This is a genomic window from Pseudonocardia nigra, assembly GCF_019396355.1.
Lineage (GTDB): Bacteria > Actinomycetota > Actinomycetes > Mycobacteriales > Pseudonocardiaceae > Pseudonocardia > Pseudonocardia nigra.
Genome location: NZ_JAHKRK010000001.1, coordinates 55,296 through 72,620, shown reverse-complemented (window position 1 = coordinate 72,620; position 17,325 = coordinate 55,296). Strand labels below are relative to the sequence as shown.

Annotated in this window: 14 protein-coding genes; 3 read left to right on the top strand and 11 right to left on the bottom strand. The window is 74.6% G+C overall.

What is annotated here, in order from left to right; translation table 11 throughout:
• Positions 1 to 6: 6 nt before the first annotated feature.
• The 3 genes from KME75_RS00330 to KME75_RS00320 are packed head-to-tail and all read right to left on the bottom strand — an operon-like array spanning position 7 to position 2,264.
• Complete coding sequence (locus tag KME75_RS00330) at positions 7 to 603, bottom strand: TetR/AcrR family transcriptional regulator (protein WP_219412431.1); 597 nt, start codon at positions 601 to 603, stop codon at positions 7 to 9.
• A gap of 60 nt (positions 604 to 663) precedes the next feature.
• Positions 664 to 2,097 carry a cytosine permease gene (locus KME75_RS00325; RefSeq protein WP_219412429.1) on the bottom strand — a complete coding sequence of 478 codons (1,434 nt, stop codon included), beginning with the start codon at positions 2,095 to 2,097 and terminating at the stop codon, positions 664 to 666.
• Positions 2,094 to 2,264: a hypothetical protein gene (locus KME75_RS00320; RefSeq protein WP_219412427.1), complete on the bottom strand. Its 171-nt coding sequence runs from the start codon at positions 2,262 to 2,264 to the stop codon at positions 2,094 to 2,096. The genes KME75_RS00325 and KME75_RS00320 overlap by 4 nt, the downstream gene beginning before the upstream one ends.
• A 164-nt stretch (positions 2,265 to 2,428) precedes the next feature.
• On the opposite strand from KME75_RS00320, the gene KME75_RS00315 reads away from it, so the two are divergent.
• A complete protein-coding gene (locus tag KME75_RS00315; protein WP_219412425.1) occupies positions 2,429 to 3,817 on the top strand; it encodes a flavin monoamine oxidase family protein in 1,389 nt (462 codons plus the stop codon).
• Positions 3,818 to 4,505: 688 nt separating this feature from the next.
• Here KME75_RS00315 and KME75_RS00310 read toward each other — a convergent pair.
• Positions 4,506 to 6,179 (bottom strand): DUF222 domain-containing protein, encoded by a 1,674-nt coding sequence (locus KME75_RS00310; RefSeq protein ID WP_219412423.1) that lies wholly within the window; start codon positions 6,177 to 6,179, stop codon positions 4,506 to 4,508.
• Positions 6,180 to 6,584: 405 nt separating this feature from the next.
• Here KME75_RS00310 and KME75_RS00305 point away from each other — a divergent pair, with 405 nt between their 5' ends.
• Positions 6,585 to 7,370 carry a nucleotidyltransferase domain-containing protein gene (locus KME75_RS00305; RefSeq protein ID WP_219412421.1) on the top strand — a complete coding sequence of 262 codons (786 nt, stop codon included), beginning with the start codon at positions 6,585 to 6,587 and terminating at the stop codon, positions 7,368 to 7,370.
• A gap of 87 nt (positions 7,371 to 7,457) precedes the next feature.
• Here KME75_RS00305 and KME75_RS00300 read toward each other — a convergent pair whose 3' ends face one another.
• From KME75_RS00300 to KME75_RS00275, 6 genes are all read right to left on the bottom strand, one after another.
• A complete protein-coding gene (locus KME75_RS00300; protein ID WP_246631187.1) occupies positions 7,458 to 8,984 on the bottom strand; it encodes a carboxyl transferase domain-containing protein in 1,527 nt (508 codons plus the stop codon).
• Positions 8,981 to 10,162, bottom strand: coding sequence for a CaiB/BaiF CoA transferase family protein (locus tag KME75_RS00295; protein ID WP_219412420.1), 1,182 nt, complete (start codon positions 10,160 to 10,162; stop codon positions 8,981 to 8,983). Before KME75_RS00295 ends, KME75_RS00300 begins: the two co-directional genes overlap by 4 nt.
• The gene (locus tag KME75_RS00290; protein ID WP_219412418.1) at positions 10,159 to 11,574 is read right to left on the bottom strand and encodes an MFS transporter; all 1,416 of its coding nucleotides are present in this window, start codon (positions 11,572 to 11,574) and stop codon (positions 10,159 to 10,161) included. Before KME75_RS00290 ends, KME75_RS00295 begins: the two co-directional genes overlap by 4 nt.
• Positions 11,575 to 11,742: 168 nt before the next feature.
• A complete protein-coding gene (locus KME75_RS00285) occupies positions 11,743 to 13,359 on the bottom strand; it encodes an FAD-dependent monooxygenase (RefSeq protein WP_219412417.1) in 1,617 nt (538 codons plus the stop codon).
• Entirely contained in the window at positions 13,356 to 14,186 is an 831-nt protein-coding gene (locus KME75_RS00280) for a fumarylacetoacetate hydrolase family protein (RefSeq protein ID WP_219412416.1), read from the bottom strand. Before KME75_RS00280 ends, KME75_RS00285 begins: the two co-directional genes overlap by 4 nt.
• Positions 14,183 to 15,097, bottom strand: a complete 915-nt coding sequence (locus tag KME75_RS00275) for a dioxygenase family protein (protein ID WP_219412415.1) — start codon at positions 15,095 to 15,097, stop codon at positions 14,183 to 14,185. Before KME75_RS00275 ends, KME75_RS00280 begins: the two co-directional genes overlap by 4 nt.
• Before the next feature lie 165 nt (positions 15,098 to 15,262).
• On the opposite strand from KME75_RS00275, the gene KME75_RS00270 reads away from it, so the two are divergent.
• Positions 15,263 to 16,057, top strand: coding sequence for an IclR family transcriptional regulator (locus KME75_RS00270; RefSeq protein WP_308282465.1), 795 nt, complete (start codon positions 15,263 to 15,265; stop codon positions 16,055 to 16,057).
• A 615-nt stretch (positions 16,058 to 16,672) separates the two neighbouring features.
• Here KME75_RS00270 and KME75_RS00265 read toward each other — a convergent pair.
• Entirely contained in the window at positions 16,673 to 17,230 is a 558-nt protein-coding gene (locus KME75_RS00265) for an anti-sigma factor RsbA family regulatory protein (RefSeq protein ID WP_281424357.1), read from the bottom strand.
• Between the last annotated feature and the right edge of the window lie 95 nt (positions 17,231 to 17,325).

The following is a 17,325-nucleotide window of genomic DNA, read 5'->3' as shown; positions in this document are numbered from 1 at the left end:
GACCCGTCAGAGGGGGAGGAGGACCCGGTCGATGAGCGAGCGGCAGGTGGCGCGCATCCGGTCCAGCGTCATATTCCGGGAACCGGCGAGTACCTGCATCGCCAGCCCGTCGACGCCGCCGACGAGCAGGTTGGCGATCTCCACGGCGTCGCCGTCACCGATCTCGCCCGCCGCCTGGCCGTCACGCACGATGCCGGCCACGAGCCTGCGCCACTCCCCGTAGGCCCGGTCGTTGAGCTCCTGCAGGTCCGGGTCGTGGATGGCCTCGACCCACAGCTCGGCCCAGACGTGCCAGGCTTCGATGGTCTCCTCGTCCTGGGGCAGGTAGGCGTCGATCAGCGCGCGGATCTTGCTGATCGCGTCGGTGTCGGACTCCAGGATGGCCGCGCGGCGCTCGACGGAACGGGAGAAGTTCTGCTCGAACGCCGCGTGGACGAGCTCGCGCTTGCTCGTGAAGTAGTAGTGGACGATCCCCGTGGACAGGCCCGCCTGCTTGGCCACGTCCGCGACGCGCACGGCGCGGAAGCCCATCTCGGCGATCACCTGGCACGTCGACCGGAGGATCTGCTCGCGTCGTTCCGTCTCGACGTTGGGCCGCGGCATCGGTATCCCTTCCGGCGGGCGGTCGCACCGCGGCCCACCCTACCCGCGTTGATTCCTCCGTCAGTCAACCTGGCCGTAGCCGCCCTTGCCGAGCCGCCGGACGAGCACCTGGGTGAGCACGTAGTGCAGCACGCCGGCCACCGCGACCGCGGGCAGTGAGGCCGTGAGGAATCCGAATGCGGGTACGGGCTCGTAGGTGACCGGGTTGAGCAGGAGCGTGTAGGTGACCGCGCCCGCCGCGACCGCGACGAACGCCGCCGGGTTGTACCCGCGCCAGAACCCGTAGCGGGACTGCGTGTCGGGGAGGTACAGGTCGCGCAGCCGCAGGCGCCCGCGGCGCAGCAGGAAGTAGTCGACGAGCTGCACCGAGCACAGTGGACCGACGAGGATGGCGCCCCAGGAGACGAAGCGGGAGTAGTTGTCGTACACCGCGGCGGGGAAGAACACGAGGACGGCGGCGGGCGCGAGGATCGCCGCGGCCAGCACGGCCCAGCGGACGTTGCGCAGCAACCGTCCGCCGCCACCCTTGAGCGCCACCATCGACGAGTAGCCCTGCGCGACGACACTGGTGATGTTGGCGAACCCGACGAAGGTGAGCGCGAGGACCCCGAGCACCACGCCGCCCAGCGGCACCATCCACATCGTGGGGTCCTCGGAGGCCAGCGCGAGCGCCGCGAACACGCCGACCACCGCGGCGATCACCGACGCGAGGAACAGGCCGAGCATGTTGGGCCAGAAGGCGGCCCGGGTGCTCGTGGTGAGGCGGGCGAGGTTGCCGACGTTCGGCCACCACGCGAGGCCCCCGGCGATGTTGAGCTCCAGCGCCAGCATGAAGTCGAGGTGGGGGTCGCCGGAGGACGCCAGCGGCGGGATCGCGGCGAGCTCCGACCACGAGGTCTGCGTGAAGATCAGCACCAGCATGCCGAGCGTCACGAGGACCAGGCCGGGGGCGACGATGCGGTTGACCCACTCGATGGACACCGGCCCTCTGGCCAGGATGAGCCACGACAGCAGCACCGCCGCCAGGGCGATGAGGCTGACCGCTACGCCGGACCCGCCGAGGTCGAGGCCCAGTGCCTGGCTCGCCACGTTGTCCAGTGCGTGCCCGAACATGATCGCGAGCACGGCGGACCAGGCCGCGGCGAGCAGCGCGGACATGACGACCATCAGCACGCGGGCGCCGCCCGCGCCGAACACGCTCCGCAGCGCGACGAACTGTTCGATCCCGTAGCGGGCCGACGGGATGCACGGGGCGAGGGCCACGAGCAGCACGCTGATCCCGTAACCGACCACGATGCTCGCGACGGCCGCTTCGGCGCCGACGTAGAGAGCGACCGCGCCGCCCTGCAGGAAGGCCCACGTCGCGATCGCCAGGCCGACGTTCACCGAGGAGTACCCCCAGAAGCCCCAGAGGCGCTCGGCACGCAGCAGCGGCAACTCGTTGAGCGTCGCGTCGCTGCCGGCGGCCGTGTTGGTACTCGCGCGCGGGCTCATGCCGGGTACCCCCACCACAGGAGGAGCACGCTCAGTGCCGCGATGCCCAGCGTCGCCAGGCACACGTCGAGCCAGGGGAGGCCGGGCAGGACCGACTCGCCGCTGCCCGGTGTCTCCAGCAGATCGAGCCGGCGTCGCAGTTCGTCGTCGAAGGTCGCATCGTCCACCCGGAACTCCCATAGTTAACTGGTGAGACAGTTATGCGAGTGTGTGGGTGCTCACTCCGGCTGTCAAGAACCACGACGTCGGGGCGCATCTCATGATTGGAGTCCCGGTGAACGGCCGGCGGCACTGCATTGACTCGCCAGTCAATCATGGTGACGATGGCGGCATGAACCGGGACCCGGCCTCGGGATCGACCCTGCCCTCCTCCGCGCCGGTCGTGGTGATCGGTGCCGGATACGCGGGCCTCTCCGCCGCCCTCTCACTGCACGAGCACGGGGTGCCGGCCCTCGTCCTGGAGGCCGCGGACCGGGTCGGCGGCCGGATCCGGACGGAGCGTACGAGCTCCGGTGTCCTCGTCGACCACGGAGGGCAGTGGGTCGGGCCGACGCAGCGCCACATGCTGTCCTGGGCGGACCGCTTCGGCTGCGCCACGTTCCCCACCTGCGACGCCGGAGAGCACCTCGAGGTCTGGCACGACGGCACGCTGCGGCGCTACGCGGGTGACGGGCCCGAGGGGGCGCCCGGGCTCGCGGAGTACGCCGAGGCGACCCGGAGGATCGACGCGCTGGCCCGGCGGGTGGACACGGCGAACCCGGGCGGCACCGCCGAGGCGTGGGACTGGGACAGCGAGACCGTCCACACCTTCTTCCGCCGGACCGTGCCGTCGGCCCCCGCGCGCCGGCGGCTCGACCTCGCGGTGCAGGGGGTGTGGGCGATGGAGCCGCGCGAGATCTCCGTGCTGCACCTGCTGTTCTACGTGGCCGCCGCCGGGGGGTTCGCCCAGCTGATGGACACGCGGGGGGCGGCCCAGGACGCCCGGTTCGTCGCGGGAGCACAGGCACCCGCGCTGGCCGCGGCAGCGCACCTCGGCCGATCGGTGGTGCTCGGCACGCCGGTCACGGCCGTCGAGCAGGGCGCGGGCGGCGCCGTGGTGCACACCCCCGCCGGCACGATGCGGGCCGAGCGGGTGGTCGTGGCGACCTCACCGCCGGCGACGGCGGCGATCCGCTTCCGGCCGGCGCTCCCGATGCCCCGGGCGCGCTGGCTGCAGCGCAGCGTGATGGGCGACGTGGCGAAGGTGCACGCGGCCTACCGGCGCCCGTTCTGGCGGGACGCGGGGCTGTCCGGCGTGGCGTCGCTGTACACCGCGGACGCGGCGGGCGTCGTGTTCGACAACTCGCCACCCGGGGCCGAGCACGGCGTACTCGTGGCCTTCGTCTACGGCGACCGGCTGCGGCGCTGGTCGGCGCTGCCCGCTGTCCAGCGACGGGAGGAGGTGCTGCACACGCTGGACCGCCTCTTCGGCACGGAGGCCCGGGAGCCGGTGGAGTACCTGGAGAAGATCTGGCCGGACGACGCGTGGGCGCGGGGCGGGTACGCGGCCAACCCGGCGCCGGGCGCGTGGACGGCGCACGGCGCGTCCGGGTGGCGGGAGCCGTGCGGGCCGATCCACTGGGCGGGCACGGAGACGGCGAGCCGATGGAACGGCTATATGGACGGGGCCATCTCCTCCGGCGAACGCGCTGCGCGGGAGGTGCTGGAGGCGCTGCGCTGATCTTCACGGGCGTGGGACGACCATCACGCGCGGCCGTTGAGGTATCGCCCCGGGGGAGGTGCCGACGGTTCGGCGGAACGCCGCGAGGAACGCGCTCGGCGTCGCCCTCACCGCCACCTTGCTGCGGAAGAACAGCCGTCCGGGCCACGCGTTCGACCCTGGAGAAGCTCGAGCCACACGCGGACACCGTGCGTAGTAGCCACCTCGGTCGTCGACCAACAGCAGGCTCCACCAGGAGGACATGCCGGCGCTCCGCCTGCCGTGAGCCCGGAGCGCTACCGGCTGTGCTGCCGGATGCGGACCGCGGCGAGGACCGTGATCAGAAGGGGCAGTCCCCGTCGGGCTCTCCCGAGCCGGCTGCCCACTGGTCCGGGCGGCGGACCGGCGCGGTCGGGCAGGGGCCCGTCGGGGCGCGCGGCGTGGGCCCGGACGGAACGTCGGCATGTCGACGTGCTGTCCGTCGTGCGGATCGTCGGGCTCGTGCCCCGATGCGCGGGCTTGAGGTTCGGGCAGCCGCGGCCAGATCGGCTCTCCGCGCGTCAGGTAGGTCTGCCCGAGCGGGCTGGTCCAGCGGAACCGGCCGGGCTCGGGCTGCTGGAGTCGCCAGCCGCCGCGGTGCTTCATCGCGTGGTGCTTCGCGCACAGCGGTCCGCCGTTGCCGGGAACACTCTCCCCACCCACCGCGTGATCACGGGTGTGGTCGGCGTCGGCCGCGGCGGCGGGGCGTCCGCATCCCGGTGCCACACAGGTGCGGTCCCGGACCTGTGTGGCGGCGCAACGCGGCCCGGATGAACCGGTCCTCCGGGCGTGAGGTCAGATCGGCCCGGAGCCGGTCGCGGTCGGCGTACTGCCGGGCCAGGTCGGCCACCACTCCGGCCCACGGCCCGCACTGTTCGGGGTGCGCGGCCAACTCGGCCAGGACGGCGGCTGGGACCTGCAGTTCCACGATCCCGCCGCGTGCCTCCCGCGCACCCGGCCCGGCCGGGCGCGGACGGCGGCGGGTCACCCCGGCCAGCAGCAGGTAGCCCTCGTCGTCGACGATCGCGAACCGCCACTCGGCGGCGTGCTGGCGCGCCACCAACCCCCGCCCGACGTCGGCCGGCACCGGACCCCACCCGGGCAGCTCACCCGGGCGCTCGTCGTGGTGCAGCAGCGTGGTCAACCCGACCTGGATCTCCACGCCCGAGCGGCGGCGGTGCTCACAGCCACCATCGCTGTTCACGCCGGCCGCGCCGCTGTCACCGCCCTGCGAGCCGGTATCCCGCGCGCCGCCCCCGGGACGACCGGACGGGCGGAGTCCGGCGCCGCCCGCCGCACCGGCATCGTCGTCGGCGCCGCTCCCGCCGGTGCTGCTCTCGGTGGTGCTGCTCTCGGTGGTGCTGCTCTCGGTGGTGCTGCTCTCGGTGGTGCTGCTCTCGGCAGCGCCACTTTCAGCAGCGCCGGTCCCGGCGCTGCCGTTTGCAGCGGTAGCAGCGTCACCTGCACCGTTCTCGGCGGCCTCGGTCCCCGTTGCGTCGGTCTCCGTTACGTCGGCCTCGGCGGCGACGGCGAGCAGGGCGTCGACGATCTCGGGGTGGCTCAGCCCGGCCAGCCTTCCGTCGAGCAGCCGCAGGAACACATCAGCCTTGATCTGTGCCGGCGTGCCCGGGTGCCCTGCGCGCTTGACGGCGCCGGCGAGCCGGTCGACCCGCGCGCACGCGGCGGCGGCCTCGTCGGCCGGCAGCCCGTCGGCGGTGATCACCGCGGTCCCGTCCTGGGCCAGGTACCCGCACACCCCGCGGCGGCGCACCGCACGGCGGTACCGCCGCCGCGCGTACCCGGCGTCGACCCGCAACACCGCGCGCAGGAGCCGCCGCCGCAGCTGCCCTGTCGTCCACCCCGGGGCCTCCGGCACCAACGCCGCACAGAGCACCTCCAGCTGGGCGTCGGCCAGCTGCGCCGACCCGAGCACGTCGGCGAACGTCCACGCCTTCCCGTGATCGATCGACCCCGCCTCGAACGCCGCCAGCACCCGCGGCAACCGCTCCACGAGGGTCTCCGCGAACTCCAACTCCCGCCCGGTCTTGCCCTCGGTCCACGTCAGCGCCGCCGCGATCTCCGCGCCCGCCCAGTCACCCACCGGCAGATACGGGCGTTGCGCCGCAGTCGCGGCCTCCGTCGCCTCGCGGCTCGACCGCGCCACCACGGCCATCGCCTGCACGAACATCGCGTGATCGTGGGCCCGCTGCCGGGACCACGCCTGCAACACCGCGACCGCCTCGTCCGCGCACACACCGGCCACATCCACCGCGGCCAGCAGCGCGGACAGCCCCGGACCCGGCGGCATCCCCGCCAGCTCCTCGACCACCGAAACCCGCGCCATGCCTCGAACATATGTGCGACCACCGACATTTCTGGAGGGCCGCCCAGCAGTGCAAATGGGATCTGCATCACATTGCTGTGCGGCCGGGCGTGGCAGGGGTCGATGTGGTCGCGGCCCGTCCGCGGCGGGCGTGATCGTGGTGCCGTCCGAGCTCGCCGCGGCCGAGAAGGTGACGTGGCTCGGCGCCGGTGCCGCGCCGGTGTCGCGGGCGGGCGACGCCCTTCCGACCGTCGCCGTGCCGGAGGCGCTGCGCGGCGCGCTGGTCGCGGTCCGGCGCGGGCAGCGGACGTCACCAGCGAGGCGGGGCGGTGACGGTGGCGGGCTCGGAGCGCCCGTCGTATCCGGCGGCGGCAGGATGACCGGTGGCAGGGCTCGCCCGTACCGAACGAAGGGACCGGCCACGACATGCGCCACCACGAGGACACGCTGGCGGAGTTCGTCGCCGCCGTCCGCGCCGACCCGGAGTCCCTGGCGGTCGTCGCCGTCGGGTCGGTCGCCCGCGGCACCGAGCGCCCGGACTCCGACGTCGACGTGTACCTCGTCGTCACCGACGACCAGTTCGCCCGGGCCGGGGAGCAGAACCGGCTGAGCTACGTGCGCCGGGACGTCGCCACGTACCCGGACGGCTACGTCGACGTGAAGCTGGCGACCCTGAGCTACCTCGAGGCGGCCGTGGAGCGCGGCGACGACCCGGTGCGCGCGTCCTTCGTGAGGGCGCGCGTGGTGTGGTCGTGCGTGGCCGACCTCGCCGACCTCGTCGCGCGCATCCCGCTCCTGCCGGACGGCGTGTGGGAGGCCCGGGCGGCGTCCTTCATCGCGCAGGTCCGGCTGTATGGGGGCTACTTCCTGCCGCAGGCGGGGAAGCTGGGCAACGTGTTCCTGCGCCACCACGCCGCCGTCCACCTGGTGAACGCCGCGGGCCGGGCCCTGCTGGCCCACCACCGGGTGCTGTTCCGGGGGCCGAAGTACCTCGAGGAGACCCTCCGGGCGCTCGACCCGCTCCCGGAGGACCACCTCGGCCACGCCGCGCGCCTGCTCGCCGATCCGACTCCGGAGGCCGGTGCCGCGCTCATGGCCTCGCTGGAGGCCTTCCACCCGTGGCCGCTGGCGCGCGAGGAGACGCTGTCGGTCTTCGTGCGGGACAACGAGCTCGCCTGGCTGACCGGCACCCCGCCGCCGGAGTTCTCCTGACGGCGGTCGGCGTGCCCGTCTCCTGGAAGAACCGCGCCGGTGACGGCGCCGAGCATCCGGGCGGCTCCTCGACGCGGTGCTCGACGCTCAGGTCGTCTCCTCCTCCCCCGGACCGGGGGTGCGTGCGCCGGCGCGCCACCCGCCCCGCAGCCGGTCTCGGCGGGCGGCGCGCCGCTCCGCTGCCGGTAGCGCCGCGAGCCGGTGCAGCTCCGCCTCGATCGCGTGGGCGACGCGACCGGTGAACGCCGAGGGTTCGGCCGCGGCGTCGGGGCGTTCATCGACGATGCGGTCCACCGCACCGATCTCCCGCAGGTCGGCGGCGCGGATGCGCTGCGCGGCGGCGACGTCGGCGGCGCGGTCGACGCTGCCGTGCAGGATCGCGGCGGCACCCTCCGGCGGGAGCGGGGTGAGCCACGCGTGCCGGGCGGCGAGGACGGCGTCGGCGGGCAGCAGGGCCAGCGCGGCGCCGCCGGTGCCCTGGCCGAGGAGCACCGAGACGGTGGGCACGGGCAGCGCGACGAGGTCGGCGAGGCAGCGGGCGATCTCCCCGGCCAGCCCGCCTTCCTCGGCGGCCGGGGTGAGCGCGGCGCCGGGGGTGTCGACGACGGTGACCAGCGGCAGCCCGAGCTCGGCCGCGAGGCGCATGCCGCGGCGGGCGACCCGCAGCGCGCCGGGCCCGAGCGGGCGGTGGGCCTGGCGGCGGCGGTCCTGGGCGACGAGCACGCACGGGGCGCCGCCGAAGCGGGCGAGCGCCAGCAGCACCCCGGTGCCGGTCTCGCCCTGCCCGGTGCCGGCGAGCGGGACGGCGTCGGTGGTGGCGCGCAGGAGCTCGCGTGCGCCGGGGCGGTCGGGGTCGCGGGTGGCGGTGACGTGCGCCCAGGCGGAGTCGGCCGGTCCGCTGGGTTCGGGCGGAGGCTCCGGCGCCGTCGAGGTGGCCGGGTCGAGCAGGGCCAGGACGCGGGCGGCCGTCGCCGCGAGGTGCTCGACCGGGAGGACGCCGTCGAGGATGCCGTGGGTGTGGAGGTGCTCGGCGGTCTGCACGCCGGGCGGGAACGGCGTGCCGTCGTGCAGGGCGGCGTGGACCTTCGGGCCGAGGAACCCGATCAGGGCGCCGGGTTCGGCGACGGTGACGTGCCCGAGGGAGCCCCAGGAGGCCAGGACGCCGCCGGTCGTGGGGTGGCGCAGGTACACGAGGTAGGGCAGGCCGACGGCCTTGTGGGCGGTGATCGCCGCGGTGATGTCGGCCATGCGGAGGAACGCGGGCGTGCCCTCCTGCATGCGGGTGCCGCCGGAGGCGGTCGCGGCGAGCAGGGGGAGATGGCGGGCGGTGGCGCGTTCGACGGCGGCGACGATGCGGTCGGCCGTCGCGGCGCCGATGGAGCCGGCGAGGAAGCCGAACTCGCTGCAGACGACGGCCACGTCCCGACCGGCGATGCGGCCCTCGCCGGTCAGGACGGCCTCGTCGGCTCCGCTCGCCGCGGCGGCGTCGGCGAGCTGCCGGCGGTACCCGGGGTCGGCGTGGCGGTGGTCGGGCGAGGTGTCCCAGGAGCGGTACGAGCCGGAATCGAGAACGGTGCGCAGCAGTTCGGCGGCCGTGCGCCGCGTCATGGTCATGGCAGCGCCCCCGGCGCGAACTCGGTGCGCAGCGCGGGCCCGTGCTGGTCCAGGGTGGGCGGGGCGGCGTGGGCACGGGGCGGGCGTTCCTCTCCGGCGCCGTCGAAGAACCGCAGCGGCGGCCCGGGCAGGGTGAGCCGGCCGAGGGTGGCGTGCTCGACGTCGACGAGCAGGCCCTGGCTGCGGGTCTGCTCCCACGCGTAGACCTCGTCGATGCCGCGGATCCGGCCGGCGGGCACGCCGGCCCGCTCGAGCCGGGCGAGCAGCGCCGCGGGCTCGTCGTGGGCGAACGCCCCCTCGACGACCTCGCGCACCCGCTCGGGGTGCCGCACCCGCTCGCCGTTCGTGCCCATCCCGTCGGCGTCGGCGTCGAGGCCGAACTCGCTGCACAGCCTGCGCCACAGGCCCTCGCTGCCGACGGCGATCTGCACGCCCCCGTTCTTACAGCGGAAGAGCCCGTAGGGCGAGATGGACGGGTGGTGGTTGCCGCGGGCCGTGCCGGCCTGCCCGGCGACGGTCCACGCGGTGCCCTGGAAGCCGTGCACCCCGACCACGGCGGCCAGCAGCGAGGTCCGCACGAGGGTGCCCGCGCCGGTGCGGTCGCGCTCGCGCAGGGCGGCGAGCACGCCGTAGGCGCCGTACATCCCGGCGAGCAGGTCGGCGATCGGCACCCCGACGCGCTGCGGGTCGTCCGGGCCGGACCCGGTGACGGCCATCAGCCCGGCCTCGCCCTGGGCGATCTGGTCGTAGCCCGCCCGGCCGCCCTCGGGGCCGTCGTGACCGAACCCGGAGATCGACAGCACCACGAGCCGTGGGTTGAGCGCGTGCAGCCGCGCGACGGGGAAGCCGAGGCGGTCGAGCACTCCGGTGCGGAAGTTCTCCACGAGCACGTCCGCGCGCCGGACGAGGCTCTCGAGCAGCGCACGACCGTCGGCGGAGCGCAGGTCGAGCGCGATCGACTCCTTGTTCCGGTTGGCCGACAGGAAGTACGTCGACTCCCGGGCCGCGCCCTCGGGGTGGCGGAACGGCGGGCCCCAGCCGCGGGTGTCGTCGCCGCCGTCCGGGGTCTCGATCTTGATGACGCGGGCGCCGAGGTCGCCGAGCATCATCGTGGCGTGCGGGCCGGCCAGCGCCCGGGACAGGTCGACGACCAGCAGGCCGTCCAGCGGATCGGTCACGGGGCGAGCTCCTCCAGTGCGCGCTGCTTGGTCTCCACTCCGAAGCGCAGCAGGACGGCCAGCCCGACGAGCAGCACCACGGTGGCCAGGACGAAGCTCCACAGCACGCCCGTGGTGGCGCCCAGCAGCAGGCCGATGGTGATCGGCGCGATCACCGAGGCGAGGTTGCGCATGGTGCTGCCGACCATCGTCGCCCAGGCCCGCATGCGCGTCGGGTACAGCTCGGCGGTGTAGAGGTAGACGAGGGGCGCATTGATGTTGACCCCGAACAGCACGAGCGCCCCCGCGACGAACAGCACGACCCAGCCGTTCCAGCCGAGCAGGCCGATCGCCACCGCGCCGCCGACGCTGCCGAGCAGCGCGAGCCCGTACCCGGCGGTGAACCAGAACCGGCGGCCCCGGCGGTCGAGCGAGGACGCGGCGATGTAGAGCACGACGAGGTTGCCCACGACGATCCCGCCGGTGAGCAGCGACGCCACGGCGGGCGGGAGCCCGCCGACCCGGCTGAGCAGCGCCGGCATCCACGAGGTGAACCCGCCGAGCGGGAGGAACGTGGTGAACCAGATGCACCACAGCGCGAGCGTGCGCGTGCGGTAGGCCGGGGAGAACAGCTCGCCGAACCGGGTTGGGGGCTCGGCGACGACCGCCCGCGGCACCGCCGCTGCCGGGTCCTCCAGCACGTGGCCGCCGCGGCGCGCGCTCGCCTCCATCTCGGCGATCACCGACTCGGCCTGCGCCAGGTCGCCGCGGTGGACGAGGTGGCGGGGGGACTCGGGCAGGCGGAACCACGCCCAGACCGCGGTGAGGACCGGGACGCCGCCGAGGACGAACAGGTAGCGCCAGGCGTCGTCGGGCGGGAAGACCGACAGGAAGACCGCACCGACCAGCGTCGCGCCGAGGATCCCCCAGACGAACAGGCTCTCGTAGATGAGCACGATCCGCCCGCGGGCCTTGGCGCGGACGAACTCGTTGAACATCGCCGCGGCGACCGGGACCTCCGCGCCCAGGCCGATGCCCTGGAGCAGCCGGAACACCATCAGGCTCTCGGCGCTCCAGGCGAACGCCGACACCACCGACAGCGCGCCGAACAGCGCCGACGCCGCCACGAAGGCGACCTTCCGGCCGGCGCGCTCGCTCACCACGCCGAACGCGACGGCGCCGATGATCTGCCCGACGAACCCCGCCGCGATCAGCAGACCCGCGACGGACAGCGGGGCGCCGAGCGAGGACAGGATCGCGGTGAGGGCGACCGACAGGACGAGGGCGTCGAAGGAGTCGAAGAACGTGCCCACGCCGAGGATCGAGGCGATGCGCAGGTGGAACCGGGTGAGCGGGATGCGTTCCACGCGGTCCAGCAGTGCCGCGCCGTCGGCGGGCGGGGCGGCTCGGCCTGCGGTGGGTTCGATACTCATCGCACGGCCTCGCTGTCCTTACCCGCCCCGCCGGCTCCGCAGGCTCCGCCGGCTGCCATCCCCCCAGGCTCGGCCGGCGCTTCGCGCAGACGCTGTGTCGATGATTCGCTCGCAAGCTCGCTCATTGGGGGCCTCCACGATGAGGTCTGGGGTGCGGGGAAGGGGCGGTCAGTGGGAGAGCGCGGCCGGCGCCCGGGCCGCGCCGCGGGCGGCGTCGAGCACGGCCACGGCGTCGGTGGCGTCGGCGCCGCGCCAGGCGACGTGCTGGTCGGGGCGCACGAGCAGCAGTGGGGCGCCGTGCGTGTCGGGGAGACCGGGCAGGTCCAGCACGGTGAGCGGAGCGCCGTGGCGGGCGGCGGCGTCCCGGAACGCGGCGACGTCGAGCCGGGCGTCGCCGCGCAGCAGCGTGAAGCCGGTGGGGGCGAGGTGGTCGTAGAGCGACGACCCGTCGGGCAGCCAGCGGTGCGGCAGCCGGGCGCCCGGCCGGGCCGAGCCGTGGTAGGTCAGCGGATCGTGCTGCGGCACGGGTGAGCGGTCGTCGACCACGACGGGGGAGCCCGCATAGTGGTAGCCGAGCACGAGCCCGAGGCTGTGGAACTCGGCGCGCTTGACGCGCAGCGCCTCGGCGGCGGCGGCGCGGCGTGCGGCGCCCGCGGGGGTGTCGGCGTCGAGGTCCGGGTGGGCGAACGCGCGCGCCAGCCGCGACTCCTGGGCCCCGGCGTCGGCGATGGTCTGCTGCGCGACCGGGCGCCGTTCGGGCTCGTAGCTGTCCAGCAGCGCGGGCCCGGCCCAGCCCTGCAGCACCGCGACGAGCTTCCACGCGAGGTTCACCGCGTCGCCGACGCAGGTGTTGTACCCGTGCCCACCCCAGGGCGGGTTGAGGTGCGCGGCGTCGCCGACGAGGAACACGCGGTCGCCGCGGTAGCGGTCGACGAGCAGCATCCGTGCCGTCCACGGGTCGGTGGCGAGCACCTCGATCCGTCCGGTCGTGCCGGTCATCTGCTGCACGAGCGCCACCGGGTCGACGTCGGTCGCGGCGGCGTCGACACCCTGGGCGATGGCCCACCATGTGCCGTCGAGGTCCATCCGGCCGACGATCCCGCCCACCTCCGCGCCGAGCACCCAGTAGTGCACGGCTCGAGCGCAGAGCACGTCCTCGGTCAGGGCGGGTGCGCGGAAGGTGATGTTGACGTTGGGCAGCTCGCCACTCGCGCCCGAGTAGCGCGCGCCGATGGCGTCGCGGCTCACGCCGTTCGCGCCGTCGCAGCCCACGAGGTAGCCGGCCTCGACCGTGCGGAGCGCGCCGTCCGGCCCGGCGACCCTGGCGCGGACGCCGTCCGGCGCGTCCTCGACGCCGACGAGGCGGTGTCCGGCGAGGAACTCGACGGCCGGGAGCTCGGCCACGGCCTCGCGCAGCACCGCCTCGACGGCGGGCTGCGGAATCTGCTGGCCGCACTCGGCGAACTCGTCGCGGCGCTGCGCGTGCAGCGCGAACGCGTTCGGGAAGCGGGTGATCTCGTGCCCGGTCAGGCGCGTGCAGAACACGACGTCCTGGGCGTGCGCCACCGGCAGCGGCGCCGCTGCGCGCACCCGGTCGGCCAGGCCCCACCGGCGCAGCAGCTCCATCGTGCGGGCGCTGGTGGTCTTGGCTCGCGGCCGGTCGGTACCGACGGTCTCGCGCGGCTCGACGACGGCGCACCGGATCCCGGCCCGGCCCAGCTCGATCGCGACCGCGAGGCCGCTCGGCCCGCCGCCGGCGATCAGCACCGGGTACTGCTCCGTCATCGCTCGCCCGCCCCGCAGATCGGGGTCCGCAGCACGCCGAGGCGCTCGACCTCGACCTCCACGACGTCGCCGGGCTGCAACAGCCACGGCGGCGTGCGCACGTACCCGACGCCCTCCGGGGTGCCGGTGACGAGGACGTCCCCCGGCTCGAGCGTCAGCGTGCGGCTGACGAGCGACAGCACGTCGCCGACCCCGAAGATCATGTCGCGGGTGCTGCCGTCCTGCACGAGCTCGCCGTTGACGCGGGTGGTCAGGCGCAGCCCGGCCGAGAGCGGGCCCACCTCGTCGGCGGTGACGAGCGGGCCCATCGGGCCGCTGCGGTCGGCGTTCTTGCCCAGCGTCCACTGCGCGGTGAGCTTCTGGGCGGTGCGGGCGGTGAGGTCGTTGAACACCGCGTAACCGAGGACGGCCGACTCGGCGGTTGCGGCGTCGACGTCGCTGAGGCGGGCGCCGACGACGGCGGCCACCTCGCCCTCCCAGTCCAGGCCGGGCTCGTTGGCAGGCACCGGCACGGGCACCCCGCCGACCGACAGCGACGGCGTCCACCGGCCGAAGATCGTCGGGTGGTCCGGAACGCCGTAGACGCCCTCGTTCGCGTGGGCCCGGTAGTTCAGGCCGAGGCACAGCACGCGCGCCGACGGCGGCACCGGCGGGGCGAGTGGCGCACCGGCCAGCGGGCGCTCGCCCGTCGCCACGGCGGCCGCCGCGGCCGTCCACTTCGGCAGGTCCGCGTAGAACTCCCGCACCTCCGCCAGCGGCGTCAGCCGGTCGCCGACGACGACCGCGACGAGCGTGTCCCGCCCGTCGCGCAGGCCGACGAGCCTCACCGGGCCACCCCACCGAGGGTCACGGCAGCGAGCTCGGCCTGCGCCGGCTGGGCCACCAGCCGGATGTCGAACGCGAAGTCCAGGAACGGTCCGTCGACCGCCCACCGCGCGGCCTCGCCCGGGTCGTCGCGGCGCTCGGGGGCGACCACGAGCGCGTCCTTCACGGCGAACGCGGCGTCCGAGTCGAGGTAGGGGTCGCCCGCGACGAACACGTGGGTGGTGACCGGCCGGTGTCCCGCGGCCTCCACGCGCAGGTGGATGTGCGCCGGGCGCATCGGGTGACGGCCCAGCGCGGTGAGCAGGCCGCCGACCGGGCCGTCCGTCGGCACGGGGTAGCTGCTGGGCAGGACGCTGCGGAACCAGTACCGGCCCTCGTCGTCGGTGGTGAGCAGCGCGCGCAGGTTGCCGTCGGGCTGTGCGACGTCCTGCGTGTCGTAGTGCCCGGCGTCGTCGGCCTGCCAGACGTCGACGGTGGCGCCGGCGATCGGCGTGCCGGCGCAGTCGGTGACGCGGCCGTGCACGACCATCGGCTCGGCGCGGTCGCGCTCGGGGCCCTCGGCGATCGACGCACCGAGCGGGCGTGCCGGGGCGGGGGAGTGGAACGGCCCCTCCACCGACGACGGCGTGGCCTCCGGGGGACCGGCGTGGTTGACCTCGTCGACCGCGGAGGTCAGGCCGAGCATGTCCGACAGCAGGATGAACTCGTTACGCGTCGGCGTGCAGGCCTGTCCCGTGCGGACGAGGAAGTCGATCCCGCGCAGCCACTCCTCCTCGGTGGGGCGGACCTCGCGGACGAACGCGTGCAGGTGGGTCACGGCCGAGCGGACGATCTCTGCCAGCCGCGGGTCCTCGGCCTTCACCTGTCTGAGGACGTCGGCGAGCAGCCGGTCGAGCTCGGGTTCCGGTGTCATGTCTTTCGGTTCCTCCGGTCGGATCGGCGGTGGTCCGGGGTGGACGCAGGGGGATGGCAGCCGGCGAAGCGTGCGAAGCCGGCGGGACGGGTGAACGCAGCATCGGAACCGCGGCGCCCGGCGTCTGCGGGCGTTCCATTGGTTGGGCCTGTCAGACTCGGAGTCGTGGATCCCGGTGCGGCGGCTCCCCGGCGGGGGAAGCGTCCGAAGAGCGGCGACCCGGTGGTGGACCGGGCGCTGACGCTGCTCGCCGCGTTCAGCGCCGACCACCGGGCGCTGGGCCTGGCCGAGCTGAGCCGCCGCGCGGGGATGCCCCGCAGCACCACCTCCCGGCTGGCGGCGCGGCTGCGGGAGTGGGGTGCGCTGGAACGCGACGAGCAGGGCCGCTTCGTCGTCGGCCTGCGCCTGTTCGAGATCGCCTCGCTCGCCCCGCGCAGCCATGGCCTGCGGGAGGTGGCCCTGCCCTACCTGGAGGACCTGCACGAGGTCACCCGGCAGCACGTGCTGCTCGCGGTGCGCGACGGCGCCGAGGCGCTGCTCGTCGAACGGCTGTCGGCTCGGGCCGCCGTGGAGGTCGCCTACCGCGTCGGCGGCAGGATGCCCCTGCACGACACCGGCGTCGGGCTCGTGCTCCTCGCCGACGCTGACCCCGCCTTCCGCGACGAGCAGTTCGCGTTGCTCGAGTCGCCCGCGGCCGTGGCCGAGCTGCGCAGGCGGCTCGCGGACGTCCAGCGGCTCGGGGTGGCGGTGTTCGACCGAAAGCGCCCCGCGCCCGTCTCCTCGGTCGCCGCACCCGTCCGCGACCACGCCGAACGGATCGTCGCGGCGGTCTCCATCGTGGTGCCCGCCGGCTCCGCGAAGCCGCAGGCGTACGAACAGGTCGTCCGGGCCGCCGCCCTCGCGATATCGCGGGGGATGGGGTCGCGGCGGGGAACACGGACCTCACGGCCGGCCCAGTGATCACTCCGAGCTGTCGGCTGCTGCGGTGGGAACGGCAACAGTCGCCGAGGTCGGAACGGTGGGAGCCCGCGATCGCCGTGAGAGTGCAATTTCGGCGGTCGGGGCCGCATTGACGACCATCTCGCGACGATCGCCGTCCCCGGTCGTCGTGATGATCGCCGCGAGAGTGCGGTTTCCGCGGTCGGGACAGCGATGAGGGTTATTTCGGGGTGGTGGGGGTCCTGGCAGCCCGGCATCGCCGCGAGGGTGCAGTTCTCGCAGTGGGATCAGCGATGACGGCCATCTCGCGACGATCTCCACCTCCGACCGTTCCATGATCACCGCGAGCGGGTGGTTGTTGCGGTGGGGAGGGCAAAGACGAACATCTCGCGACGATCTTCGGGTCCGGCGGTCGTGGTGATCGCGGCGAGAGTGCTGTCATCGCACTCGCAACGACGATTGCTGCCCTCTCGAGGCCTTCCCCGTCACTCCCCTCGGGGTGCAGTTTCCGCAGTCGGGGCAGCAGCAACCGTCACCTCGCGGCGATCATCGGGTGCGCGCAGGCCAGTGCTCCCGATCGCCAAGGCGCTGGGCGACCTGATGGCCCGCTGATCCGGCGTCGTTGCTCCGGCGAGGTCATACCCGCAGGTGCACCCGGGTGGCGGTGCCGTCGTCGCCGGTGGTGCTGCGGACGAGGTCGGCGACGTGGTGGACCACGAGCAGGCCGCGGCCGCCGAGCGCCGTCGCCGCCACCGGACGGCGCCCCGCCAGCGGGTCGGTGAGCCGCCCGGCGTCGTGGACCTCCCCGGTGAGCATGCCTTCCTCGACCCAGACGCGGAGGGTGCCGCGGCCACCGCCGTGGCGGATGCTGTTGGCGGCGAGCTCGCCGATCGCGAGCACAAAGTCGTCCACACGGTCCTGCGACAGTCCGGCGGCCCGGGCCCTGTCGGCGGCGAAGCGGCGGGCCGCGCCGAGCCGCTCGGCGTCGAAGGCGAACGCCGGCACCTGCGGCCGGGGGAGCGGCCCGCCCACCCGGGCGACGGCGCGCGCGGGCGCGTATCCGCTGCTGGTGCGCCGGGCCCCGCGCTCGATCAGGACCGGATGGGTCTGCTCGGCGTCGGCGAGGACCGCCGGGTCGAGTCGGGTGGCGTCGTACGGGCACAGGATAGTGGCCCGCCTGCCGTGGAAGGACAGATGACGCCGCCCCCGCCGTCGTCGAGCACGAGGAGATCGGCCCGACGGGCAGCCGGCCGTGGGCGCGCCGCCTGGAGATCGTCGTCCCGGCCGCT

Excerpts from the sequence above, each read along its gene's own strand:
- KME75_RS00330 (WP_219412431.1), bottom strand. The coding sequence starts at position 603 with ATGCCGCGGCCCAACGTCGAGACGGAACGACGCGAGCAGATCCTCCGG.
- KME75_RS00285 (WP_219412417.1), bottom strand. The coding sequence starts at position 13,359 with ATGACGGAGCAGTACCCGGTGCTGATCGCCGGCGGCGGGCCGAGCGGC.
- KME75_RS00290 (WP_219412418.1), bottom strand. The coding sequence starts at position 11,574 with ATGAGTATCGAACCCACCGCAGGCCGAGCCGCCCCGCCCGCCGACGGC.
- KME75_RS00305 (WP_219412421.1), top strand. The coding sequence starts at position 6,585 with ATGCGCCACCACGAGGACACGCTGGCGGAGTTCGTCGCCGCCGTCCGC.
- KME75_RS00275 (WP_219412415.1), bottom strand. The coding sequence starts at position 15,097 with ATGACACCGGAACCCGAGCTCGACCGGCTGCTCGCCGACGTCCTCAGA.
- KME75_RS00310 (WP_219412423.1), bottom strand. The coding sequence starts at position 6,179 with ATGGCGCGGGTTTCGGTGGTCGAGGAGCTGGCGGGGATGCCGCCGGGT.
- KME75_RS00325 (WP_219412429.1), bottom strand. The coding sequence starts at position 2,097 with ATGAGCCCGCGCGCGAGTACCAACACGGCCGCCGGCAGCGACGCGACG.
- KME75_RS00300 (WP_246631187.1), bottom strand. The coding sequence starts at position 8,984 with ATGACCATGACGCGGCGCACGGCCGCCGAACTGCTGCGCACCGTTCTC.
- KME75_RS00315 (WP_219412425.1), top strand. The coding sequence starts at position 2,429 with ATGAACCGGGACCCGGCCTCGGGATCGACCCTGCCCTCCTCCGCGCCG.